This window comes from Aquimarina macrocephali (assembly GCF_051627225.1).
GTDB lineage: Bacteria > Bacteroidota > Bacteroidia > Flavobacteriales > Flavobacteriaceae > Aquimarina > Aquimarina macrocephali.
On sequence record NZ_CP151795.1, the window covers coordinates 1,135,556 to 1,155,994 of the forward strand.

The following is a 20,439-nucleotide window of genomic DNA, read 5'->3' on the forward strand; positions in this document are numbered from 1 at the left end:
TTTAACTCTTAGTTATGGTCTCATCTAAATTAAATAGTAAACTCACTAAAGCCGTATATGCCCTTAATTCTTTAGGTTGGATATCTTCCGGAATATCTAATGTGTTTATTTGCAATCTCTCTGTAATTTCTGTATCATTTTTAATATATCTTTCTCGTTGTTCATTGAGATATTGAGATAATTTATTCAATTCTATTTCATCTGGGTATCTAGATGTAATTTTCCTAAAGAGAACTTCAATCTTTTGTTTCTCATCAAAAGCTTCTTTTTTCAATACTTGAATAGCCATAGCAATTGATGCCTCAATAAGTTGGGGGTCATTCATTAATACTAATGCTTGTAAAGGAGTACTGGTTTTTTGTCTCTGTACACTACAAAAATCTCTAGATGCAGCATCAAATGTGAGCATGGACGGAGGGGGTACTGTTCGCTTCCAAAAAGTATATAGACTTCTTCTATGTAACCCCTCGCCAGTGTCTTCAATATATCTTGTAAGTCCCTGTCCTGAAGCTGTTTCTGCCCACAACCCTGGCGGTTGATAAGGTTTTACGCTTGGCCCTCCTATCTTTTTAACTAAAAGTCCGCTTACTGCCAATGCATTGTCTCTTATGGCTTCTGCAGCTAATTTATAGCGTGGGGCTCTTGCTAATAGTTCATTTTTAGGATCTTTTTCTAATAACTTAGGAGTAATTTTAGAATCTTGTTGATATGTAGCTGATAAGGCTATTTTTTTTAATATACCTTTTATATCCCAGCCTTCTTCTTTAAAAGTTACAGCTAACCAATCCAGTAATTCAGGATGTGTAGGAAGTGCTCCCTGATTTCCAAAGTCATCTGCAGTAGTGACAATACCTGCACCAAACATTTGTTGCCATAAACGATTTACCATTACCCTTGCTGTTAATGGGTTTTTATCATCAAAAAACCATTTTGCCAAACCTAACCTGTCTTCTGTATACTGATCAGAAAAAGGTAGTACCTTCTCTGGTAAGATATAAGGTACTTTTTCGCCAGGAGCATCATAAAGTCCTCGATTTAGTAATCGATTCTCTCGTATTCCTTTTTCATCTTTCATTACCATCAATTTTACCTTAGGAATGGAATCCGGCATACTAATAAAAGGTAATTTTTCCTTAACCATCTTTTGACCCAACGTTATAGAAGGTTCTGGTGTTTCTCCATACTCCATCCTTCCCTTTTCATTTAACTGATTAAAAAAGCTATACATACCATAAAACTCTTTTTGAGATATAGGATCATATTTATGGTCATGACAACGGGCACATTCCATAGTGAGTCCCATAAAGGCCTTAGAAGTTGTATTTGTCCGATCCATTACATACTCTACACGATATTCTTCATCTATCACTCCACCTTCCTGCGTAATTTTGTGATTTCTATTAAACCCCGAGGCCACTATTTGTTCTAGACTAGCATTATCTATTTGGTCTCCTGCTAACTGCCACTTTACAAATTGATTATAGGGTAAGTTTTTATTAAATGCAGATATCACCCAATCTCGCCAAGGCCACATTGTACGTTCCAGGTCGTCTTGGTAACCATGAGTATCGGCATATCGTGCCACTTCCATCCAATCCAAAGCCATACGTTCTCCATACGCATCAGAAGCAAGCAATCGATCTATTATTTTCTCGAAAGCATTGGGCGAAGTGTCTGTAGTGAAATCATTAATTTCTTCTAACGTAGGTGGCAAACCAGTAAGGTCAAAAGAAATACGTCTTATTAATTTTTCTTTAGTTGCTATTACTGATGGAGTAAGTCCTTCGGATTCTAGTTTTTTAAGAATAAAGTGGTCAACTTCATTATTTACCCATTTTTTGTCATTAACTTCAGGTACTTCGGATTTTTCTGGAGCCTTAAATGCCCAATGTGTATTCCATTTAGCTCCATCTTTGATCCACTTTTTTAAGATTTTTTTTTCATAATCATTTAAACTAAGATTAGAATGTGTAGGAGGCATGAGTTTATGTACATCTTTAGCGAAGATTCGCTTCATCATTTCGCTGTTCTCTACATCTCCAGGTATTACAGCATATCGATCGTTATTTTCTCCTAATGGGACATAAGCACCATCTTCTGTATCAAAACGTAATCCAGCTTCTCTGGTGCCTGCATCGGGTCCGTGGCAAGCATAACACTTATCTGATAAAATAGGTTTTACATCAAAACTATAGCTTATCTTTTCTGGTACTTTTTTTTCATTTTCAGATGTTTTTTGTTCTAAACTTAGTACCGTACTCTTCTCTTTTGCCAGTAATATATATTCTTCTTTTGGATTTGATATTAACCATTTTATAAAAACAGTTATTACAAAAAAAAGTAAAAAATATAGTACAATATTCCTTTTTTTCATACGTTTAAAATTTAACTATTTAGTTATATTTATCTTTACTATCCTATAGAAAAGGTGCCTTCTTATCATGCTAATTAGTAGCTAGTTTATTTGATCATATAGTCTGCATCTAATAATTCATTACTAGAAATCTCATTTTGTATCGCATAATTAAACCCGGGGCGTAAACAGTACGAACCATATTCTCCATCTTTATTAAGTGCTATAAAACCTACCTGTAAATACTCTAAGTCTGAATGATTTTTATGTATTTTATAAATCCTTTCAACTACTTCTTTACATGCCTGATAAGGAGATTTTCCTTGACGCATTAATTCTACCACCATGGCACTTCCTGCGGTTCTGATTACGGCTTCTCCTAAACCTGTTGCTGCCGCAGCGCCTACTTCATTATCCAAAAACAATCCTGCTCCAATTATCGGAGAGTCTCCTACCCTACCATGCATTTTCCATGCAGCACCACTGGTAGTGCATGCTCCTGAGATATTTCCATCTTCATCTAATGCCAACATACTTATAGTATCATGGTTTTCTATATTTATTACCGGTTTATAATTAGATTTCTGAAGCCATTCTTCATATGCTTTCTTTGATTTTGGTGTAAGTAACTCTTCCTTTTTAAAACCCTGTTCTAAAGCAAATTGCAATGCCCCCTGGCCTGTAAGCATTATATGTGGTGTTTCTTCCATTACTTTTCGTGCTACAGAAATAGGATGTTTAATGTGTTTTAAAAAAGAAACTGCTCCGCAATTACTATTATGGTCCATAATACATGCATCCAGAGTTACATTTCCTTCTCTATCAGGAAAACCTCCCAATCCTACAGTTTGTACTTCTGGGTTTGCTTCTGCAGTACGCACCCCTTGTTCTACTGCATCTAATGCGCTACCTCCTTTACTCAATATTTTCCAAGCTTCCTCATTGGCTACAATACCATGATTCCAGGTAGAAATAACGATGGGCTTTACAATCTTTTTAATTTCTTTTTCTTCCTTAACAACAGCTGTTTTTCCTTGTTTTTCATCAGTTTTACAGCCAAAAATTGTTACTATTAAAAAAAGTGACAAGCAGTAATACTTAGTGTTAGTTCTCATAATCAATATATTTTATTTAAATCTGGTAAAGACATATTTATAAATGCCGCATCATTCGAAAAATTACTCATTTCGAATTCAAGAAACCCTCCATTTACAATTTCTTTATGTGTTATATACATACGATCAAGTGGTTTTCCATTTAATCTTATGTTCTTTATATATGTACTCTCTTTGGATAAGTTTTTAGCCGTTATTAAAAACGTTTTTCCTTGTGGAAGCTGTATTTCAGTATGCTCAAATATCGGTGCTGTAATATGATATACACCCTGTGCCGGATTTACAGGATAAAGTCCAAGGGAACTAAATATGTACCAGGATGACATCTGTCCACAATCTTCATTTCCGCAATGTCCATTGGGTTCATTTTTGTATTGTCCTTCTAAAATCTTACGAGTTAATTCCTGAGTTTTTGAAGGTTGATTTACGTAATTATATAAATATGCAACATGATGACTTGGTTCATTACCATGTGCATATTGCCCAATCATTCCTGTACTAAATATTGGTAGTTTATCTTCTGGTTTGGGATCGTAAGAAAACATAGAATCTAACTTTTGTGTAAATCGTTCTTTTCCTCCTGTACTTTTTATCAACCCTTCTAGATTTTGTGGTACAAACCAATAGTATTGCCAGGCATTACTTTCGCAATAAAAAGGTGTATATTCTTTTGGATTAAAGGGTGCTATAAATTTCCCCAAAGTGTCTTTAGGTTGAATCCAGTTATTTTTATCGTTGTATAAACTTTTCCAATTCTCAGAACGTTTCATAAAATATGTATACTCCTCTTCTTTCCCTAAATCTTTTGCAAACATGGCTATACACCAATCATCATAGGCATATTCCAGTGTTTTAGAAACAGACCAATTTTCATGATGCTCTCCTATCGGGATATACCCTAAACGCTTATAAATATCTATTTGTCTATCATCTACCATAGCACTTTCTTTACATGCTTTATAAGCTAATTTGGCATCAAATTGAAAACCTTTGAAATATGCATCAACAATAACCGGAACGGCATGATACCCTATCATCATATTGGTTTCATTCCCTTGCATGGACCATACTGGTAATACTCCTGTCTCCTTATAATGAGCCAGTATGGATTGGATCATATCAGGAACTCTTTCTTGCTGAATAATAGTATATAGTGGATGTGCAGCCCTAAAAGTATCCCATAATGAAAATGTATCATAACGATTAAAACCTGTAGCATGTACTATGGTATCATTAGCTCCTTTATAATTTCCATTTGGATCACTTAGTAATGTTGGCGCCAGCATAGATTGATACATCATTGTATAAAAAACACTTTTCTTGTCACTATCTGGTGTGCTTATTTTTATTTTCTGCAGTTCACGTTCCCAAGTGGCCTGTGCTCTTCTTATATAGTGATCAAAATCGAAATGAGGAGCTTCTGTATCTAGCGATTCTTGGGCTCCCTCAATACTAGCTGTAGACAACCCGGTTTTAATGATAACCTGTTCATTCTCTTCTGTGTTATAGTGCAGTACAATTTTTGTATTTGTTCCATGAACGGGAAGTGTAGTTAGCTCTTCATCTTTAAACACTTGATACGTCATAAAAGGTTTTGAAAATTGCATTACAAAATAAACTCGTTGGTCTTTTGCCCATCCGGTAGACATCCGATACCCCTGAATAGTTTTGTCATCCACTTTTTCAATATAAGTATCTGTAGGTTTATCCCAGTTTATAGCGTATCCCAGATCCACATGTATTGCGGTTGCAGTATCTTTAGGGAACGTGTACCTATGTATGCCTACTCTATTGGTTGCTGTAAGTTCTGCTTTAATCCCATAATCCAATAAATCTACGGTATAATATCCTGGTGTAGCAAATTCTTTATCATGACTGTATGTAGAGAATGGTTTATAATTGTTTTCTTTTATTTTTTTTGAAAACTTACTATTGGTGGGCATTACCAAAATATCATATAAATCTCCGGCTCCGGTCCCGGTAAGATGTGTATGAGAAAAACCACTGATTATAGAATCTTTATAGTAATATCCTGCAATTCTATCCCACCCTGGAATTCCTATATCCGGACTCAACTGCACCATACCAAATGGAAGTGTTGCTCCCGGGTATGTATTGCCGGGACCATCTGTTCCTATGAATGTATTTACATAAGAAGTTAATGATTGTTCTGGTAGTTTTACTGAAACCTTCTCTTGATTGCAAGACCAAAACAATAGTAAAAGAATGATATGTAAATAGAATATTTTTTTCATTTTTGGTATGAATAAGACCTCACAGATTTTGATAACCTATTAAGTTCGTATATCGGATTACTTTTTTGATTTTCTAATTGCCTCTAATTGCTCTTCTGTTATCGCATTTCCGTCAAAAAATGAAATCCCTGACGCTCCATTATCTTTTGCTAATTGTATGGCTTTTGATACATCGTCTGCACTCATCGGAGGAAGATATATTCCCGTATGCAATTTAGTTTGCTTTCCTTGCAGATCATTAACTCCTTGTTTGGTAGCAAAACCAATCCAATCTATTTCCTCGTTATAAAAGTTGTGATAAATCATTGGTAATACTTCATCTACATTCCATTTGTCCCATCGTTGTCTAACCATATGATCTGCCATTTCGGGATATGGAAACACAGCTGCGGTTAACTTCTTATTATATTTATGAGCAATTTCATAAGCCTCGTCTACCACTTTTTTTATTTGATTTAGCCTAAATTGTTTCCACTCTATATCTATCGCAATATTTTTAGCTTCTTTTGGATTTTTATGATGTTCTTGTTCAAAAGTTTTTATACATACATCACAGTAACAAAAATCAAACTCTGGCAGCTCTTCATCCTGTACTAGATTATATTTTGGTAATAACCCTATAGGTAAATAGATATCTGAATATCGAATATAATCGAGATGTACACTGGTTATACCTTCAACCTTTGCCAGTTCTTCTACTAATCCCAAAATATGTGCTCTGGACTCTTCTCTGGTAGGACATAACCACTGATAATAATCTACATATGGTCGCGTATCATGGCACGATTTACCTTCTCTACTTACTGCATACCACTCTGGGTGCTTTAAGGCTACTTCATCCCCAGGCCGATTCATAGTAAACATCCAGGCATGAACTTCTAGACCAACTTGCGTAGCTAAAGGTGCTATTTTTTTTAAAACTTCGGGATCAGCGAAAGTATTTATCAATACTGCATCTATGCCATTTTCTTTATATTTTTTAAACTCTTCTCTATATTCATCATTTGATTTTGAGGGGTTCGCAGTAATCCAGGTCCAATATTTAAATGACGTTGTCTTTACTTCTGCTACAACCTCTTTTACAATTTCTTCTTCTTTTTTAGTTTCAGTTTTACAACTAACACTAATAAATACACTACACAAGAGTATAATTTTGAGCATCTTCATATTAATCTTCTTTTTGGATAATTTTACCATCTTCTTTAATAATAAACAGACGTTTTGTATGCGGGCTTACAACTGTTATATTCCAGCCTGTTTGATGATTCTCTATGGTTTTAACAACCTTATTTCCATCAACCAACAGATCATTGGCTTCTAGTTCTTTAAAGGTTTTTGCCCAACGGGTGTTCTTTTTAAAATATGCCTTTTGTTTTCTATATAATTGATACAACAATCGTTTTACTTTTTCATCTTCAGGAATTCTGAAATCATCATTTTTTCCTACTTCTTTTGAGGAAAAATATACATATCCCCAATCTTCGGGTTGATGCATATTAATTACCCCGATAGGAGACCAAACCCAATTGTATTCCGGTTTAAATTTTCCGTTATCATCTCGTTTTCTGGAGTATTTATCATTCTGAAGTTCAAAATCCCAATTCACTCTAGAAAAATTAACTCTCCAAAACTTATCTTTCGGAATATTTTTGTGATAATACGACGTTCTAAACACTTTAAATGGAATAGCTATTTCTATTACCCATCCTTTATCAGTATCATTTGGGTTATTTATAGTTCCGTTTACTTTGACTGAGGATTTAAATCCATTAGCATCCCAATCATTTAATACTGGGGTTCCTTCTCTATATGGTTTTGTAATAAACAAATCCCACAGTGTATTTAATGCATTAACTTCAAATTCATAATAATTATGAGTGTCATTATCAGGATCGATAAAAATTTCGAAATCATTATTATAAAAAATAATAGCGTCCCTTTGTTTAAGGTTACCCCATACATGAGGTTCTTCCATTTCTGCCAAAAAGTAAAAATACTCATCATCCCAAAGCATTTTTACAGTAGTTTTATATTTTGGAATTTTGCTTCCTTCAATATCTATAAAAAACTCTGTAGATTTTGCTTTACTCCAGGAAGATTCTAAAGCAGATCCATCTATATCTATTGATTCTTTAGTATAATGCGCGATATAAGATTTTGGAAGTATCTCATTTTCAACACTTTGCCCATAAACAATAGTTGCTTTACTCAAAATTAATACGATGACACAAAGTATTTTATTGATTCTATTTTGAAAAAGTTTCAATTTCATTTTAACCTACTTTATAATGAATTTTCTTTAGTAAACTTAATAATTTCACTTATCCTTCCAAAAGCCAATGCAACCACGGTATCTGCTGCTCCATAATAAATAGCCACTTTATCCTGTTCGATATCTTGTAGAGTAGCACAAGGAAATATCACATTAGGAACATCTCCTATTTGTTCATAAGTCACAGAAGGTGTTAAAAGGTATGGTTTTGTCCTGTACTTTACCTTATCCGGGCTACTCTTGTCCAAAATAGCAGCTCCCATAGCATACCTAAATCCATTACATGTATTTATTACTCCATGATAAAACATCAACCATCCTTCATCTGTAAGGAAAGGCACAGAACCTGCTCCTATCTTAGTGCATTGCCAGGCACTGTCTTCAAAAGGGGTTGCCTGCATTACGTTTCTATGTTCTCCCCAATATTTCATATCTGGGCTATAACTAATAAATATATCGCCAAAAGCGGTATGCCCATTATCACTTGGGCGACTTAACATTGCATATTTACCATTGATCTTTTCTGGAAATAATACTCCATTTCTATTGAAGGGTAAAAATGCATTTTCACATTGAAAAAATTCTTTGAAGTTAAAAGTATAAGCAATCCCGATAGTGGGGCCATAATACCCATTACACCATGTAATCCAATATCTATCTTCAATAAAAGTAACTCGAGGATCATACTTGTAATCAGAATCTATCATTTCTGTATTTCCTGCTTCCATGATAATAGGCTCTTCATTAATTTCCCAATCAATCCCGTTATGACTGAATCCTGCAAAAATATTCATCTGTACAGCTTTATTATCACATCTAAACACTCCTGCATAACCATCATTATACGGCACAACAGCACTATTGAAAATACTATTAGAAGTGGGTATAGCATCTCTAGAGATGATTGGATTTGCAGAATACCTCCAAATAGCATCAGTGCACCCTTCAGGTTTATCCTGCCATGGTATTTCTTTTTTCATCGTATTTCTAGTATAAATATTACTACTTTTCAAAAAGTATTATTTTGTCTTAAGTTTATCATACCATGTTCTCTTTAATATTACCGATGTAATAATCATTAATACTATCGCAAAAGCCAAGCTATAATATTCTTTTATAATTAAATACATAGGCACCAGAACAAAGGTCATTTGCCAAATAATCCCAATACCGCAATTAAACATATCTCTCCAGAAGTTTTTATTAGGTAAAAAATCCGGGTCCTCTTTTTGTATTGCATCAATAACTGGTTTCCACCATCCCCAGGGCTTGGTGGTTCTATAAAAGTTTTTTAACACCTCTATATCATCTCGTTTTCCTAATATTACTCCTAAAAAGCATCCGATAAAGGACATCAACAGGATACCTGGAAATAAGTAAATGGCGGTTGTATCCGGAAAAATTCCAGGTACTATTGTTGCTGCAATAAGTCCTGCCAACATTCCTCCAAAATAGCCATAAGAATTAAATCTCCACCATATCCACTTTAAAACATTTGCTGCTGCATATCCTCCATACAAAGCTGAGGTTAACCATATGGTTAATTCATTAATAGATGATGCAAAAAAACCACCAATCACCCCTACTAATACGATGAGAATAGATGATAAATAACTATACTTAATATATGTTTTATTTGATGCTTTTGGGTTGATATATTTCTTGTATATGTCATTAACTATATATGCTGGCGCAGCGTTTATAAATGCTGCAAATGTTCCCATAAAAGCGGCTAATAAACCTGCCAGCAATAACCCTTTAAAACCTATTGGAACAAAGCGATGAATGGCCACTGGTAATATGGTTTCAAAATCTACATCTATACCTGCTTGTTGTAATTCTGGTCCTAAATATACCAAACCAAGTACGGCAAAACCTGTAATCATTAAATACCTGGGTATAAAAAGAACAATAATTGTAAAAGCACTCATTTTTGAGGCTTCGGCTTCATTTTTAGTAGACAAAACACGTTGCATATCATAGCTGGGAACGGGACCTGCAAGGCTGGCAAAAATGCCTTTAAAGATCATCATCATAAATAGGAAACCAAACAAAGAAAATCCGTCTTTCTCTATCTTTTCATTTACACTATCGATATATCCGGTCCAATCCAAATCTAATTTCATATCAAAGAATAAATTATTCCAGTTTTCTGGTGTAGCGATGGCAATTTGTTCTGCTGTAACAGTAGTAAAAGCAATATATCCAATAACCAAACATGAAATGGTCATAATTACAAACTGAATGACTTCTGTTCCTACTACACTATACATTCCTCCTTTTAAAGTGTATAAAGTAGTTACACCAATAATTACCAAAGCGTAAGATTGCTCTGAAGCTACTACAAACAATCCAAGGTCTATAGATAAGTCCCAAGGAAAAAATACAATTGCAAATTTACCGATCCCTTCAAAAAAGTAGGCTATAAAACCTAAAGTGCTAATAACAGCAAAGATTGTTACTATGATATGAGATAATTTAGCACCCATGGCAGATCCAAATCTATAGGTTATCCATTGTGCTCCTGTCATCACATTTGACCTTCGTAACCACGCGGCCATAAAAATCATAATAAAAACCTGATTCCATACGGGCCATAACCATGGGAGCCAGGCACTTTTCATACCGTAGACAAAAAGAATAGTAACTGTCCACATGGTACCAGAAACATCAAACATCCCTGAAGCATTTGACAGTCCGAGATAATACCAGGGGATTTCATTTCCGCCCAGGAAATACGATTTCATATCTTTTGATGCTTTCTTAGCAACATAAAATCCAAAAAGAAGAGTAATAATGATATAACATAGAATTATTACAATATCTACGGTAGCTAGGTTCATTTAGAGTTGGTTATTTCTGTACACCCCAGTTTTTGTTAGGAGATGCTCCCATTACGAAATGCAATGTTCCTCCTTCTATTATTTCCTGATGTGTAATATATGATCGATTAAATTCTTTTCCGTTTAAGGTTGCAGATTGGATGTATATATTTTTATCTGAAACGTTCTTGGCTTCTATATTAAAACTAAGATCACCTGATAATTTTAAAGTAGCTTTCTCAAAAATCGGACTTCCAATTTGGTATTCTCCTGATGCAGGGTTCATTGGATAAATTCCTAAAGAGCTAAAGACATACCAAGCCGACATTTGCCCGCAATCCTCATTACCGCTTAATCCATTAGGTGTTGTATTATATTGAGTTTTTAATATTTGACTTACCCAATATTGAGTTTTCCAGGGGGCATTAGCTTTATTAAACATATAGGCAATATGATGACTAGGTTCATTACCATGTGCATATTGTCCTATAAGACCTGTAATATCTGCAGAAATATTATCTCCGGTAATTTCAGAATCTTCAGTAAATAGTTGTTCGAGCTTTGCTACAAAGGTAGTTTGATCTCCAAATAATTGTATCAACCTCTCAACATCATGAGGCACAAACCAACTATGTTGCCATGCATTTCCTTCTGTATAATCGGCATGCACTCTATGAGCAGAAAATTTGGGATCAAATGGCTCGTGCCATTTTTTGCCATCCTCGAATTTTCCTCTCATAAATCCTGTCTTAGCATCAAAGAGATGTACAAATGCTTTGGATCGTTTTAGGAAATACTCATAATCCTCTTCTTTCCCTAGAGTTTTAGCAACTTGTGCAACGCACCAGTCATTATAGGCATATTCTAATGTAATAGTAACAGATTCATCTAGCAAATTATATGGGATATACCCATGTTTTTTATAATACTCCAACCCTCTTTCATCTTGCATCATAGTGGTTTTCATCGCTTCATATGCTTTTTCGATATCAAAGCCTTTGATGCCTTTTAGATATGCTTCGGCAATCACAGAAACAGAGTGATACCCGGTCATAGTATTGGTTTCATTAGCATATAAAGTCCATACAGGTAATGTCTTGTTATTTTCATAATATGCTAACATAGAATTTACGATATCAGAAACTTTATTTGGTTCTAAGAATATCAGTAATGGGTGCTCTGCTCTAAAGGTATCCCAAAGAGAAAGTGTAGAATATGCAGTATAATTTTTTGCAAAAACAATACTATCATTTTCTTTTCTAAACGCTCCATCCTTATCACTATATGTTACCGGTGCTACTTGAGCATGGTATAATGCGGTGTAAAAAATGGTTTTTAACGAATCGTTTTTAGTATCTACTTCTATTTTAGATAGTACATTTTGCCAAGATGCATTGGCTTTTTCTACGGTTTTATCAAACTCAAATTTATTTTTATATTCAGAAATATTGTTTTTTGCATTTTCAACACTGACCGAAGAAACTCCTACTTTTACCTGTAATTGATTTTTATTTCCCTCGTTAAAAAACAACTGCGCCGATGACTTTACACCTTTAATAGAATTAACATTTTCAGTTTTTTTGGTATCGGTATACAAATCATAGTTATTGATGGCTTTAGAGAATTTCATCACAAAAAACACTTTCTGATTTTTTGCCCATCCGGTACTATTTCTATATCCTGAAACTGTAAATTTATCTTCAATGTGTATTTGTGATTCTAAAGTTTTATCCCAATTAATAGCATATCCTAAATCTAATACTACAGATTGCGTGTCTCCCTCTTTATATTCGTATCTATGAAAAGCTGTTCTAACGGTAGAAGTTAATTCTGCATTAATATTAAAATCTTCTAAAAACACACTATAATATCCAGGTACAGCTTTTTCTTTATCGTGAGAATATTTGGACTTAAAAGGTATTTCGTCTCTTGTGCTAAAAGAAGTAGATAAATCTACTTCTTTATTAATTGGCATCAATCTAATATCATTAAGATCTCCAATCCCTGTACCACTAAGGTGTAAATGACTAAAACCTATAGTTAGAGAGTCTGAATAATGGTACCCAGAGCACCAATCCCATTCTGAAATACCATTATCCGGGCTTACCTGTACCATACCAAATGGCACTGTTGCTCCTGGATAAGTATGACCATGCCCCCCTGTGCCAATAAAAGGGTTTACAAACTCAATTACCGTACTGCTTTCTGCTTTTATACCACCCTCATTATCATGTTCTTTCTTACACGAAAAAGTAATCAATATTGCTAGTACTACTAATTTAATATTGTGAAGTATTTTCATCTATTTACATTTATTTTTTTATCATTGTTCTACAGGAAGAGCAAGTAATGACATAAATATTTACAAAACTTATGGTTAAAAGAATAATTTTAGATCAATAACAAAGCAACTTAGTTAAACGTCATAAAATTTGGGGAAATATGCTGCAAAAAATAAAAAACGTACTTAATATAACATCTGGGAATAATTATACTATAACTGCAAAACATCATGTTATATTCTGGCTCGTATATTTTCTATTTACCACCTTTAAATGGGGTAGTTACTTTAACGATTATGTCTATTCTTTAAAAACTACTATTCTAGGGTTTATTATACATATGTCTTTAAGTTATTTCAACATATATTACTTAATGCCAAAATTCGTAGACAAACGTAAGTATTTGATATACATATTCTTATTACTCACATCTCTTTTCACAATGGTCCTGGCAAAATTTTATTTTACTTATTTCCTTGTTAACCATAATGTTTGGCCAGAAGGTCCTGAAGTAACAAATGAATTGACCTTAAATTATACTATAGAAATGATGCTGGGAGAGCTTTATGTTGTGTCTTTTGTTTCTGCTATTAAAGTAACCCTGGATAAGCTTAGAGAGCATAAAAAATTAATTGAGATAGAAAAATTACAATTAGAAACAGAATTACGGTTTCTTAGGGCTCAAATGTCTCCTCATTTCTTTTTTAATACTTTAAATAATATATACTCTCTTTCTGTAGAAAAATCAGACAAAACCCCAAAAACTATATTAAAGTTATCCGAATTAATGCGGTATTTATTGCATGAGACTAATCAAAAAAGACAATGTCTTAGCAAAGAAATTATATGTCTTCAAAACTATTTAGATTTAGAAAGAATCAGATACGGAGATTCTTTAAAAATAAATGTGACTGTTTCTGGTGAAATCGAAGGTAAAAAAATTGCCCCTATGCTGCTTTTATCATTTGTAGAAAATGCATTTAAGCACGGTGCTAATAAAAATGTTGGAGAAATCGAAATTAATATCTCTTTTAACATAGTAGAGGACTTTCTGTATTTTAAAATTACTAATCCAATTCCTGCAAAAAATAATAAAAACAAAATTGACTCCTTTTCTGGGGGTATTGGAATAGGAAACGTAAAAAAGAGACTTGAGTTAGGTTATAAACCTGATGAATATAATCTAACTATTAGTGAAAATAACGATCAATATATTGTTGAATTAAAAATTAAAGTATAATGGATTTAAAATGTGTTATAATAGATGATGAACCATTGGCTATTAATGTTATAAAAAATTATGTTGACCAGACAAAAGGATTGATTTTTTTAGCTTCATTCAACGACGCGACCGAGAGTATTGATTATTTAAGAAATAATGAAATAGATCTTCTTTTTTTAGACATTAATATGCCTCTTTTAGATGGATTAAATCTGTTAAAAAGTATGCATCAAAAACCACTCACTATAATTACTACTGCTCATGAAGAATTTGCAGTAGAAAGTTATGAATTGGAGGTCGTAGACTATTTGGTAAAACCAATCTCTTTTCATAGGTTCATTATGGGCGTAAATAAAGCTTTCAAAATAAAAGGCTATCAAGAAAAAGATAATGTTACTACTCCTTCTAAAAGAGCCTATATCTTTTTGAAAATCGATAAAAAAAAGATACAAAAAATATACCTGGATGAAATATTATCTATCGAAAGCCTTGGCGATTATATCAAAGTGAATACGTTGTCAAGCAACTATATTGTGCATCAAACTTTAAGTAATTTTACAGATGATTTACCCTCTGATAAGTTTATTAGAATTCACAGATCTTATACTATATCAATTGATAAAATAGAATCTGTTGAAGGTAATAGTATAGAGATTGCAAATAATCGATATCCAATTGGAAGAAGTTATTTAAATGAGGTAAGAAGTGTTATTTTTAAGGTGTAATCACTTGATTAAATCTTATATATAAAATGATAAAACACAGTCATTTTTTATACCCTAATCTTAATTACTTAAAATTTTATTTATAGTACCCTGCATCATTTTTTAAAGTTGTCGTCTTAAGAGATGAATACAAATTTTAAAATGATGAAAAACAATAATTTACCCATAGCAATAATAGGTGCTGGCCCAGTAGGATTAGCTGCAGCTGCACATTTACTAACACAAAATCTTCCTTTTATTGTATTTGAAGCAGGAAGCTCTGTTGGACAAAATATACTCTCCTGGAGTCATGTTCGTGTGTTTTCTCCCTGGAAATATAATATAGATCGAGCTGCGAAAGAATTATTACAACAAACCGATTGGATAGCTCCTGATGAAAATGAATTACCAACAGGACAAGAGTTGGTAGAACAATATTTTCGTCCACTAGCAAATTTACCTCAGATTAAATCACATACTCATTTAAATAGTAAAGTAATTTCTATTGGAAGAAAAGGCTTGGATAAAATGAAAACCTTTGGAAGAGAAGACAAACCATTCTCTATTAAAGTAGAAAAAAATGGTACTATTAATTATTATGAAGCAAAAGCAGTTATTGATGCTACAGGAACCTGGAATCAGCCCAATCCGATTGGTTCTGGTGGTGTATTTGCCGAAGGAGAACAAGAATTAAATAATCATATTTTTTATGGTATTCCTAATGTTAAGAAAGATCATTTAGAACATTACAAAAACAAAAATATTGTTGTTGTAGGGGGAGGACATTCTGCCATAAATGTATTATTAGATTTAGCAGATATCCAAAAAAATTATCCACAAACACAACTCAACTGGGTATTAAGAAAAGATAATATGAACAAGGTCTATGGTGGAAAAAAAGATGATGCTTTAGAAGCGAGAGGTGCTCTTGGTATTCGTATAGAGGAATTGGTTAATAGTGGAAAACTAAACGTCTATACTCCTTTTCACATCTTAAAACTAACCAAAAAAGAAAACGGTATACAAATTATCGGTGACCAAAATGGCGAAATAGAAACCATTAACCAAATAGACGAAATAATAAGTAATACAGGTTCACGACCAAATTTAGAAATGATTCGTGAGGTACGAATAGATTTAGATGCCTCATTAGAATCGGTTTTTGATCTAGCAGAATTAATTGATCCAAATATTCATAGTTGTGGAACAGTGAGACCACACGGAGAAAAAGAACTCCGCCATCCAGAAAAAGATTTTTACATCGTAGGGTCTAAAAGTTATGGTAGAGCACCTACTTTTTTAATGACAACGGGTTATGAACAAGTACGATCGGTTATCTCTTATTTGGCAGGCGATAAAGAAGCTGCAGAACGAGTAGAACTTAATTTACCAGAAACTGGAGTATGCAGTACCGATTTTGCAACTAATGAAAAAGAGAGTACTACTGGTAATTGCTGTTCTACAGCATCAGCTTTGGAAGGAGTAGAATCTACCAGTTCGAATTGCGGAACATCAGGATGCAATTAAAAAAATAAAAATGATGCATCATTATAAAAATCTTGCGTCTTAAAGAGTGAAAACAATACATAACAAAATAGAAATATTAAAATTTATAATTATGAAAACGAGAAATACAAACAAGCAAGTAGAAACAGTACAACAAGCTAGTGGATGCTGTGAATCTACATCGGTACAAGCACAATCTGCACAAAGCTCTTGTTGTGAGCAACCTACCGATGGGTCATCATGTTGTGATAAAAATGAGAGTAAAGAAATAAATATTGAAAAAACAGGATGTTGCTAACCAAAAGCCCGCCTATTCGCAAAGAACAAAGCTCCTCATTTCGAGGGGCTTTGCGTGCTAGTGGGGTCATGGCTTTTGCAGGATTAGGTGATGCCGTTCTATATCCTGTACTTCCCATTTATGGTAAAGAATTAGGGTTTTCAGTATTCTTTATTGGTGTGTTGTTATCGGTAAACCGTTTCGTAAGAATTATTGCAAACACATCTATTGCAAATTGGGTACACCAAATCGGAATCCGAAAAATGCTGATTATCACTGCAACACTAGCTACTCTAACCACTTTTCTATATGGACTGAAATTAGGTTTAATTTCTTTTCTACTAGCAAGAATTTTTTGGGGACTAAGTTATTCCGGGTTAAAAACTTCTACTTTATGCTACGCCTCGCAAGCTAAAGAAAAATCTGGCTTAGTATTCGGATTATCGCAAAGTATCAAATCATTAGGGGCATTATTCGTACTTTGGTTTGGACCAATAGTCATTGGTGAATTTGGTATTCAAAATGGGCTGTTTAGCATAGCTTCAATCAGTCTGTTGGGTATACTTTTAGCGTATTCATTACCAAAAATTGAACCCAAGGCAAAAGATGAGGTAGTAAAAACAAGCCTCACTTTTTATCCAAATACCATCAACTTGTTGGTCTTTATAGTATCTGTTTCAATAGATGGTATTTTAGTAGTATCTCTATCGTATTTATTATCTGGAAACATGGTCAATTCAAATGAGTTGCTTGGTTATGTGGCGTTTTATTTATTATTAAAACGATTATTTACCTTATTGTTTTCTATAATTGGAGGGGTTCTCTCCATACGTTTTCGGCCATTATTCTTATTTTCAATTTCAATTAGTATTTGTTTATTAGCAATGGCATTGATTGCATTTGATATTACTATTTTGGGCATTATTCTAGCCTTTTTATTTAATACAATTGTGGTTACTTTTTCACCTCTTATTGCAATAAAGAACTCACAAAATAAAGATAATTCCTTACAGGCAATTTCTAGTGTAAGTACATGGTGGGATATAGGTGCTGCCGTTGGTGCATTTATCGGAATCTACGCCATTGAGTTTATTGGAATACAAAACCTATATTTATCTTTGTGTATAACAGGAACAATTTTATTCATCAATTTCTCTATAAAAAATGCAAAATCAAGTCGTTCAACTATATAATCCATTATTAGGCTACGTTAAAAAGCGTGTTCGCAATCAGGAAGACGCCGAAGATTTAACCCAAGATGTATTTTTGAAATTATCCAAATCGAATAGTAATGGTGTCGACAACCTTAAAAATTGGGTATATACTATAGCCAAAAATACAATTACCGATTACTACAGAAAAAAACAGTTGCAAACAAATACTATTGAAGAGGATACATTTTTCGATTACGACACCGATAATGATGCTGGGATAGCGCTTGGCAAATGTGTAAATTCTTTTGTCAATCAATTACCAGAAGAGTATCGAGAATTAATGATCTTATCTGAGATAAAGGAAATACCACAAAAAGAGATCGCCGAACAGCTTAATATGAATTATGTCACGGTACGCTCTAAAATTCAACGTGGGAGAAAAAAGCTTAAAGAATTATTTGAAGGTTGTTGTACTATCCTACAAGGCGGAAAAGGAAGTATTCTGGACTATGAATCAAAAACCGGAAGTAATAAGAAATCATCCTGTTAACACTAATCCTTTTCATTACTTCTCAAACCACTTTTTAACCACTCATAATATACCTCAGTATCTGTATGTTTTTATTAAAATTTTAATTGATATTAGTATTAAATAAATATCCTATAAATGCTGTTAATCCCATTGCGAGTGTTCCCCAAAAAGTAATACGGAAAACTGCTTTTACCGGATTAGACCCTCCTGTTAGAGCAGCTACTATACCTAGTATTGCTAAAAATAAAATAGCAAAAATATATTGTATGTATTCCATTAAATTTAAAGGTGCTATAAATGCAACAATAACAGGAAAGAGACCTCCCACCGTAAAAGCAATTCCAGAAGAAAAAGCTGCTTGTAGTGGTTTTGCTTCTGTCATCTCTGTAATTCCTAACTCATCCCTTGCATGTGCTTCAAGCGCATTGTGCGCTGTTAGTTGTTTAGCAACTTCTAATGCTGTTTCTTTATTTAGACCTCTTTCTTCATAGATTTCAGAAAGTTCTATGAGTTCCTGCTCTGGTGCATCTATTAATTCTTGCCTCTCCCGTGCGAGGTCAGATTTTTCTATATCTGTTTGGGAGCTTACCGATACATATTCTCCTGCTGCCATTGACAATGCACCAGCAACTAGACCAGCCACTCCTGCTAGTAGTATAGGGTCACGAGTGCTACTTGCTGCCGCAACACCTATAATAATACTTGCTGTAGATAAAATACCGTCATTGGCTCCCAAAACTCCAGCTCTAAGCCAACCACTACGCGTTATATAATGTTTTTCTATTATTTTCTCATCCATGATTATTCTCCTATTAAATTAAATACTCCTTTAGTCAAAAACTGTGTATTAGATTTAAAAATAGCTTTATTTTCTATAACCGAAAAACCATCATAAGTTTCTTTAACCACAACTTTTTCTTGATGGAAATAGTACGTATCTCCATCTTTTTTATCTAAAACTAAGATGTAAAGAACTTCATCAACAACAATAATAGCCTCACTTGGTAACGCTTTTGCGAAAGTAGAATCTGTAATAACAGTAGCTTCGACAAACATTCCTGTCAAGAAATTATGACTAGATTCGTTCTCCAAATGTCCATGTACTTTAATCGTTCTGTTGTCTTCAATTACAGTACCTACAAGGTGTACTTGGGCTTTAAATGTTTCTGTTGAAACTTCTGGGATTTTGAAATCGATCTTTTGTCCTTTTTTAATTTTCATTATATCCTTTTCAAAAACAGAAAGTTCTAAATGTATATGGTCATTATCTATAATTTCCAAAATTTCAGTAGCAGGTGAAACATAAGATCCTTTTGTTACATTTACCTTTGTAATACTACCAGAAATAGGTGCGTAAATGCTTACAATAGAACTAATTGTTCCTGCTCGCACTGCTGCTGGTGATATGTTAAGCATTCTTAATTGCTTGTCTAAGCCTGTATGTCTGGCAACTGCTGTTTTGTATTCGCTTTCTGCTTTTAAATAACTCTTCTGAGATGTGATATTTTCGGCTTTCATTGTTACCTGTCTGTCATATTCTGCCTTTAAATAGGCAAGCTGCTCATTGATTTCCATATACTGTTGCTGCAAGTTCACAAACTCTGGGTTTTCAATTGTTACGAGTGCTTGCCCCTTACGTACTTTATCACCTATAAGTAATGGTGTAGTTTTGATATACCCACCCATTGTAGAATTTATGACGGCTCTATTTTCTGGTGGAACATCAATCATTCCGTTAACATTAACAGCAACAGGGAATGGTTTTTCTTCAAGACTTCCCAACTCCATTTTACTTTGTTCAAATTGTGCTTGAGTAACTTGGATTCCATCCATTATCTCTTCGCTTTCATCCTTATCCGATTGATTATTCTTTTCACTACAACTAAATAGGGTGAAAACAAGACTTAGCGGTACTATTTTATATAGGTTACGTTTCATAACGTTG

At 33.7% G+C, this 20,439-nt stretch carries 16 protein-coding genes; 6 read left to right on the forward strand and 10 right to left on the reverse strand.

The features are described from left to right. Nucleotide 1 precedes the first annotated feature (1 nt). The 8 genes from AAFU52_RS05020 to AAFU52_RS05055 form a co-directional block, all read right to left on the reverse strand. Complete coding sequence (locus tag AAFU52_RS05020; protein WP_438425747.1) at nt 2-2,374, reverse strand: PSD1 and planctomycete cytochrome C domain-containing protein; 2,373 nt, start codon at nt 2,372-2,374, stop codon at nt 2-4. Nucleotides 2,375-2,460: 86 nt separating this feature from the next. After that, nucleotides 2,461-3,468 (reverse strand): isoaspartyl peptidase/L-asparaginase family protein, encoded by a 1,008-nt coding sequence (locus AAFU52_RS05025; protein ID WP_438425748.1) that lies wholly within the window; start codon nt 3,466-3,468, stop codon nt 2,461-2,463. A gap of 2 nt (nt 3,469-3,470) precedes the next feature. Next, nucleotides 3,471-5,723 carry a GH92 family glycosyl hydrolase gene (locus tag AAFU52_RS05030; RefSeq protein ID WP_438425749.1) on the reverse strand — a complete coding sequence of 751 codons (2,253 nt, stop codon included), beginning with the start codon at nt 5,721-5,723 and terminating at the stop codon, nt 3,471-3,473. A gap of 57 nt (nt 5,724-5,780) precedes the next feature. After that, a complete protein-coding gene (locus AAFU52_RS05035; RefSeq protein ID WP_024771503.1) occupies nt 5,781-6,890 on the reverse strand; it encodes a hypothetical protein in 1,110 nt (369 codons plus the stop codon). Between the two features lies 1 nt (nt 6,891). Next, nucleotides 6,892-7,995, reverse strand: coding sequence for a carbohydrate-binding family 9-like protein (locus tag AAFU52_RS05040; RefSeq protein ID WP_438425750.1), 1,104 nt, complete (start codon nt 7,993-7,995; stop codon nt 6,892-6,894). A gap of 11 nt (nt 7,996-8,006) precedes the next feature. Continuing rightward, entirely contained in the window at nt 8,007-8,975 is a 969-nt protein-coding gene (locus AAFU52_RS05045; RefSeq protein ID WP_024771505.1) for a glycoside hydrolase family 130 protein, read from the reverse strand. A 39-nt stretch (nt 8,976-9,014) separates the two neighbouring features. Next, nucleotides 9,015-10,838 (reverse strand): sodium:solute symporter family protein, encoded by a 1,824-nt coding sequence (locus tag AAFU52_RS05050; protein WP_024771506.1) that lies wholly within the window; start codon nt 10,836-10,838, stop codon nt 9,015-9,017. A 10-nt stretch (nt 10,839-10,848) separates the two neighbouring features. Then, complete coding sequence (locus tag AAFU52_RS05055) at nt 10,849-13,119, reverse strand: GH92 family glycosyl hydrolase (RefSeq protein WP_024771507.1); 2,271 nt, start codon at nt 13,117-13,119, stop codon at nt 10,849-10,851. A 140-nt stretch (nt 13,120-13,259) separates the two neighbouring features. Here AAFU52_RS05055 and AAFU52_RS05060 point away from each other — a divergent pair, with 140 nt between their 5' ends. The 6 genes from AAFU52_RS05060 to AAFU52_RS05085 all read left to right on the forward strand — a co-directional run bounded on the left by AAFU52_RS05060 (nt 13,260) and on the right by AAFU52_RS05085 (nt 18,512). Next, nucleotides 13,260-14,339, forward strand: a complete 1,080-nt coding sequence (locus AAFU52_RS05060; protein ID WP_035092580.1) for a sensor histidine kinase — start codon at nt 13,260-13,262, stop codon at nt 14,337-14,339. Beyond that, nucleotides 14,339-15,046: a LytR/AlgR family response regulator transcription factor gene (locus tag AAFU52_RS05065; protein ID WP_024771509.1), complete on the forward strand. Its 708-nt coding sequence runs from the start codon at nt 14,339-14,341 to the stop codon at nt 15,044-15,046. Before AAFU52_RS05060 ends, AAFU52_RS05065 begins: the two co-directional genes overlap by 1 nt. Before the next feature lie 123 nt (nt 15,047-15,169). Then, nucleotides 15,170-16,552: an NAD(P)/FAD-dependent oxidoreductase gene (locus tag AAFU52_RS05070; protein WP_438425751.1), complete on the forward strand. Its 1,383-nt coding sequence runs from the start codon at nt 15,170-15,172 to the stop codon at nt 16,550-16,552. Nucleotides 16,553-16,643: 91 nt separating this feature from the next. After that, a complete protein-coding gene (locus AAFU52_RS05075; RefSeq protein ID WP_024771511.1) occupies nt 16,644-16,829 on the forward strand; it encodes a hypothetical protein in 186 nt (61 codons plus the stop codon). Next, a complete protein-coding gene (locus AAFU52_RS05080; protein ID WP_438425752.1) occupies nt 16,820-18,001 on the forward strand; it encodes an MFS transporter in 1,182 nt (393 codons plus the stop codon). The genes AAFU52_RS05075 and AAFU52_RS05080 overlap by 10 nt, the downstream gene beginning before the upstream one ends. Continuing rightward, nucleotides 17,973-18,512 (forward strand): sigma-70 family RNA polymerase sigma factor, encoded by a 540-nt coding sequence (locus tag AAFU52_RS05085; RefSeq protein WP_024771513.1) that lies wholly within the window; start codon nt 17,973-17,975, stop codon nt 18,510-18,512. The genes AAFU52_RS05080 and AAFU52_RS05085 overlap by 29 nt, the downstream gene beginning before the upstream one ends. An 82-nt stretch (nt 18,513-18,594) precedes the next feature. Here the strand turns inward: AAFU52_RS05085 and AAFU52_RS05090 are convergent, their stop codons facing one another. Next, on the reverse strand, nt 18,595-19,293 hold the full coding sequence (locus AAFU52_RS05090) for a VIT1/CCC1 transporter family protein (protein WP_024771514.1): 699 nt from the start codon (nt 19,291-19,293) through the stop codon (nt 18,595-18,597). Between the two features lie 2 nt (nt 19,294-19,295). After that, complete coding sequence (locus AAFU52_RS05095; protein WP_024771515.1) at nt 19,296-20,432, reverse strand: efflux RND transporter periplasmic adaptor subunit; 1,137 nt, start codon at nt 20,430-20,432, stop codon at nt 19,296-19,298. Between the last annotated feature and the right edge of the window lie 7 nt (nt 20,433-20,439).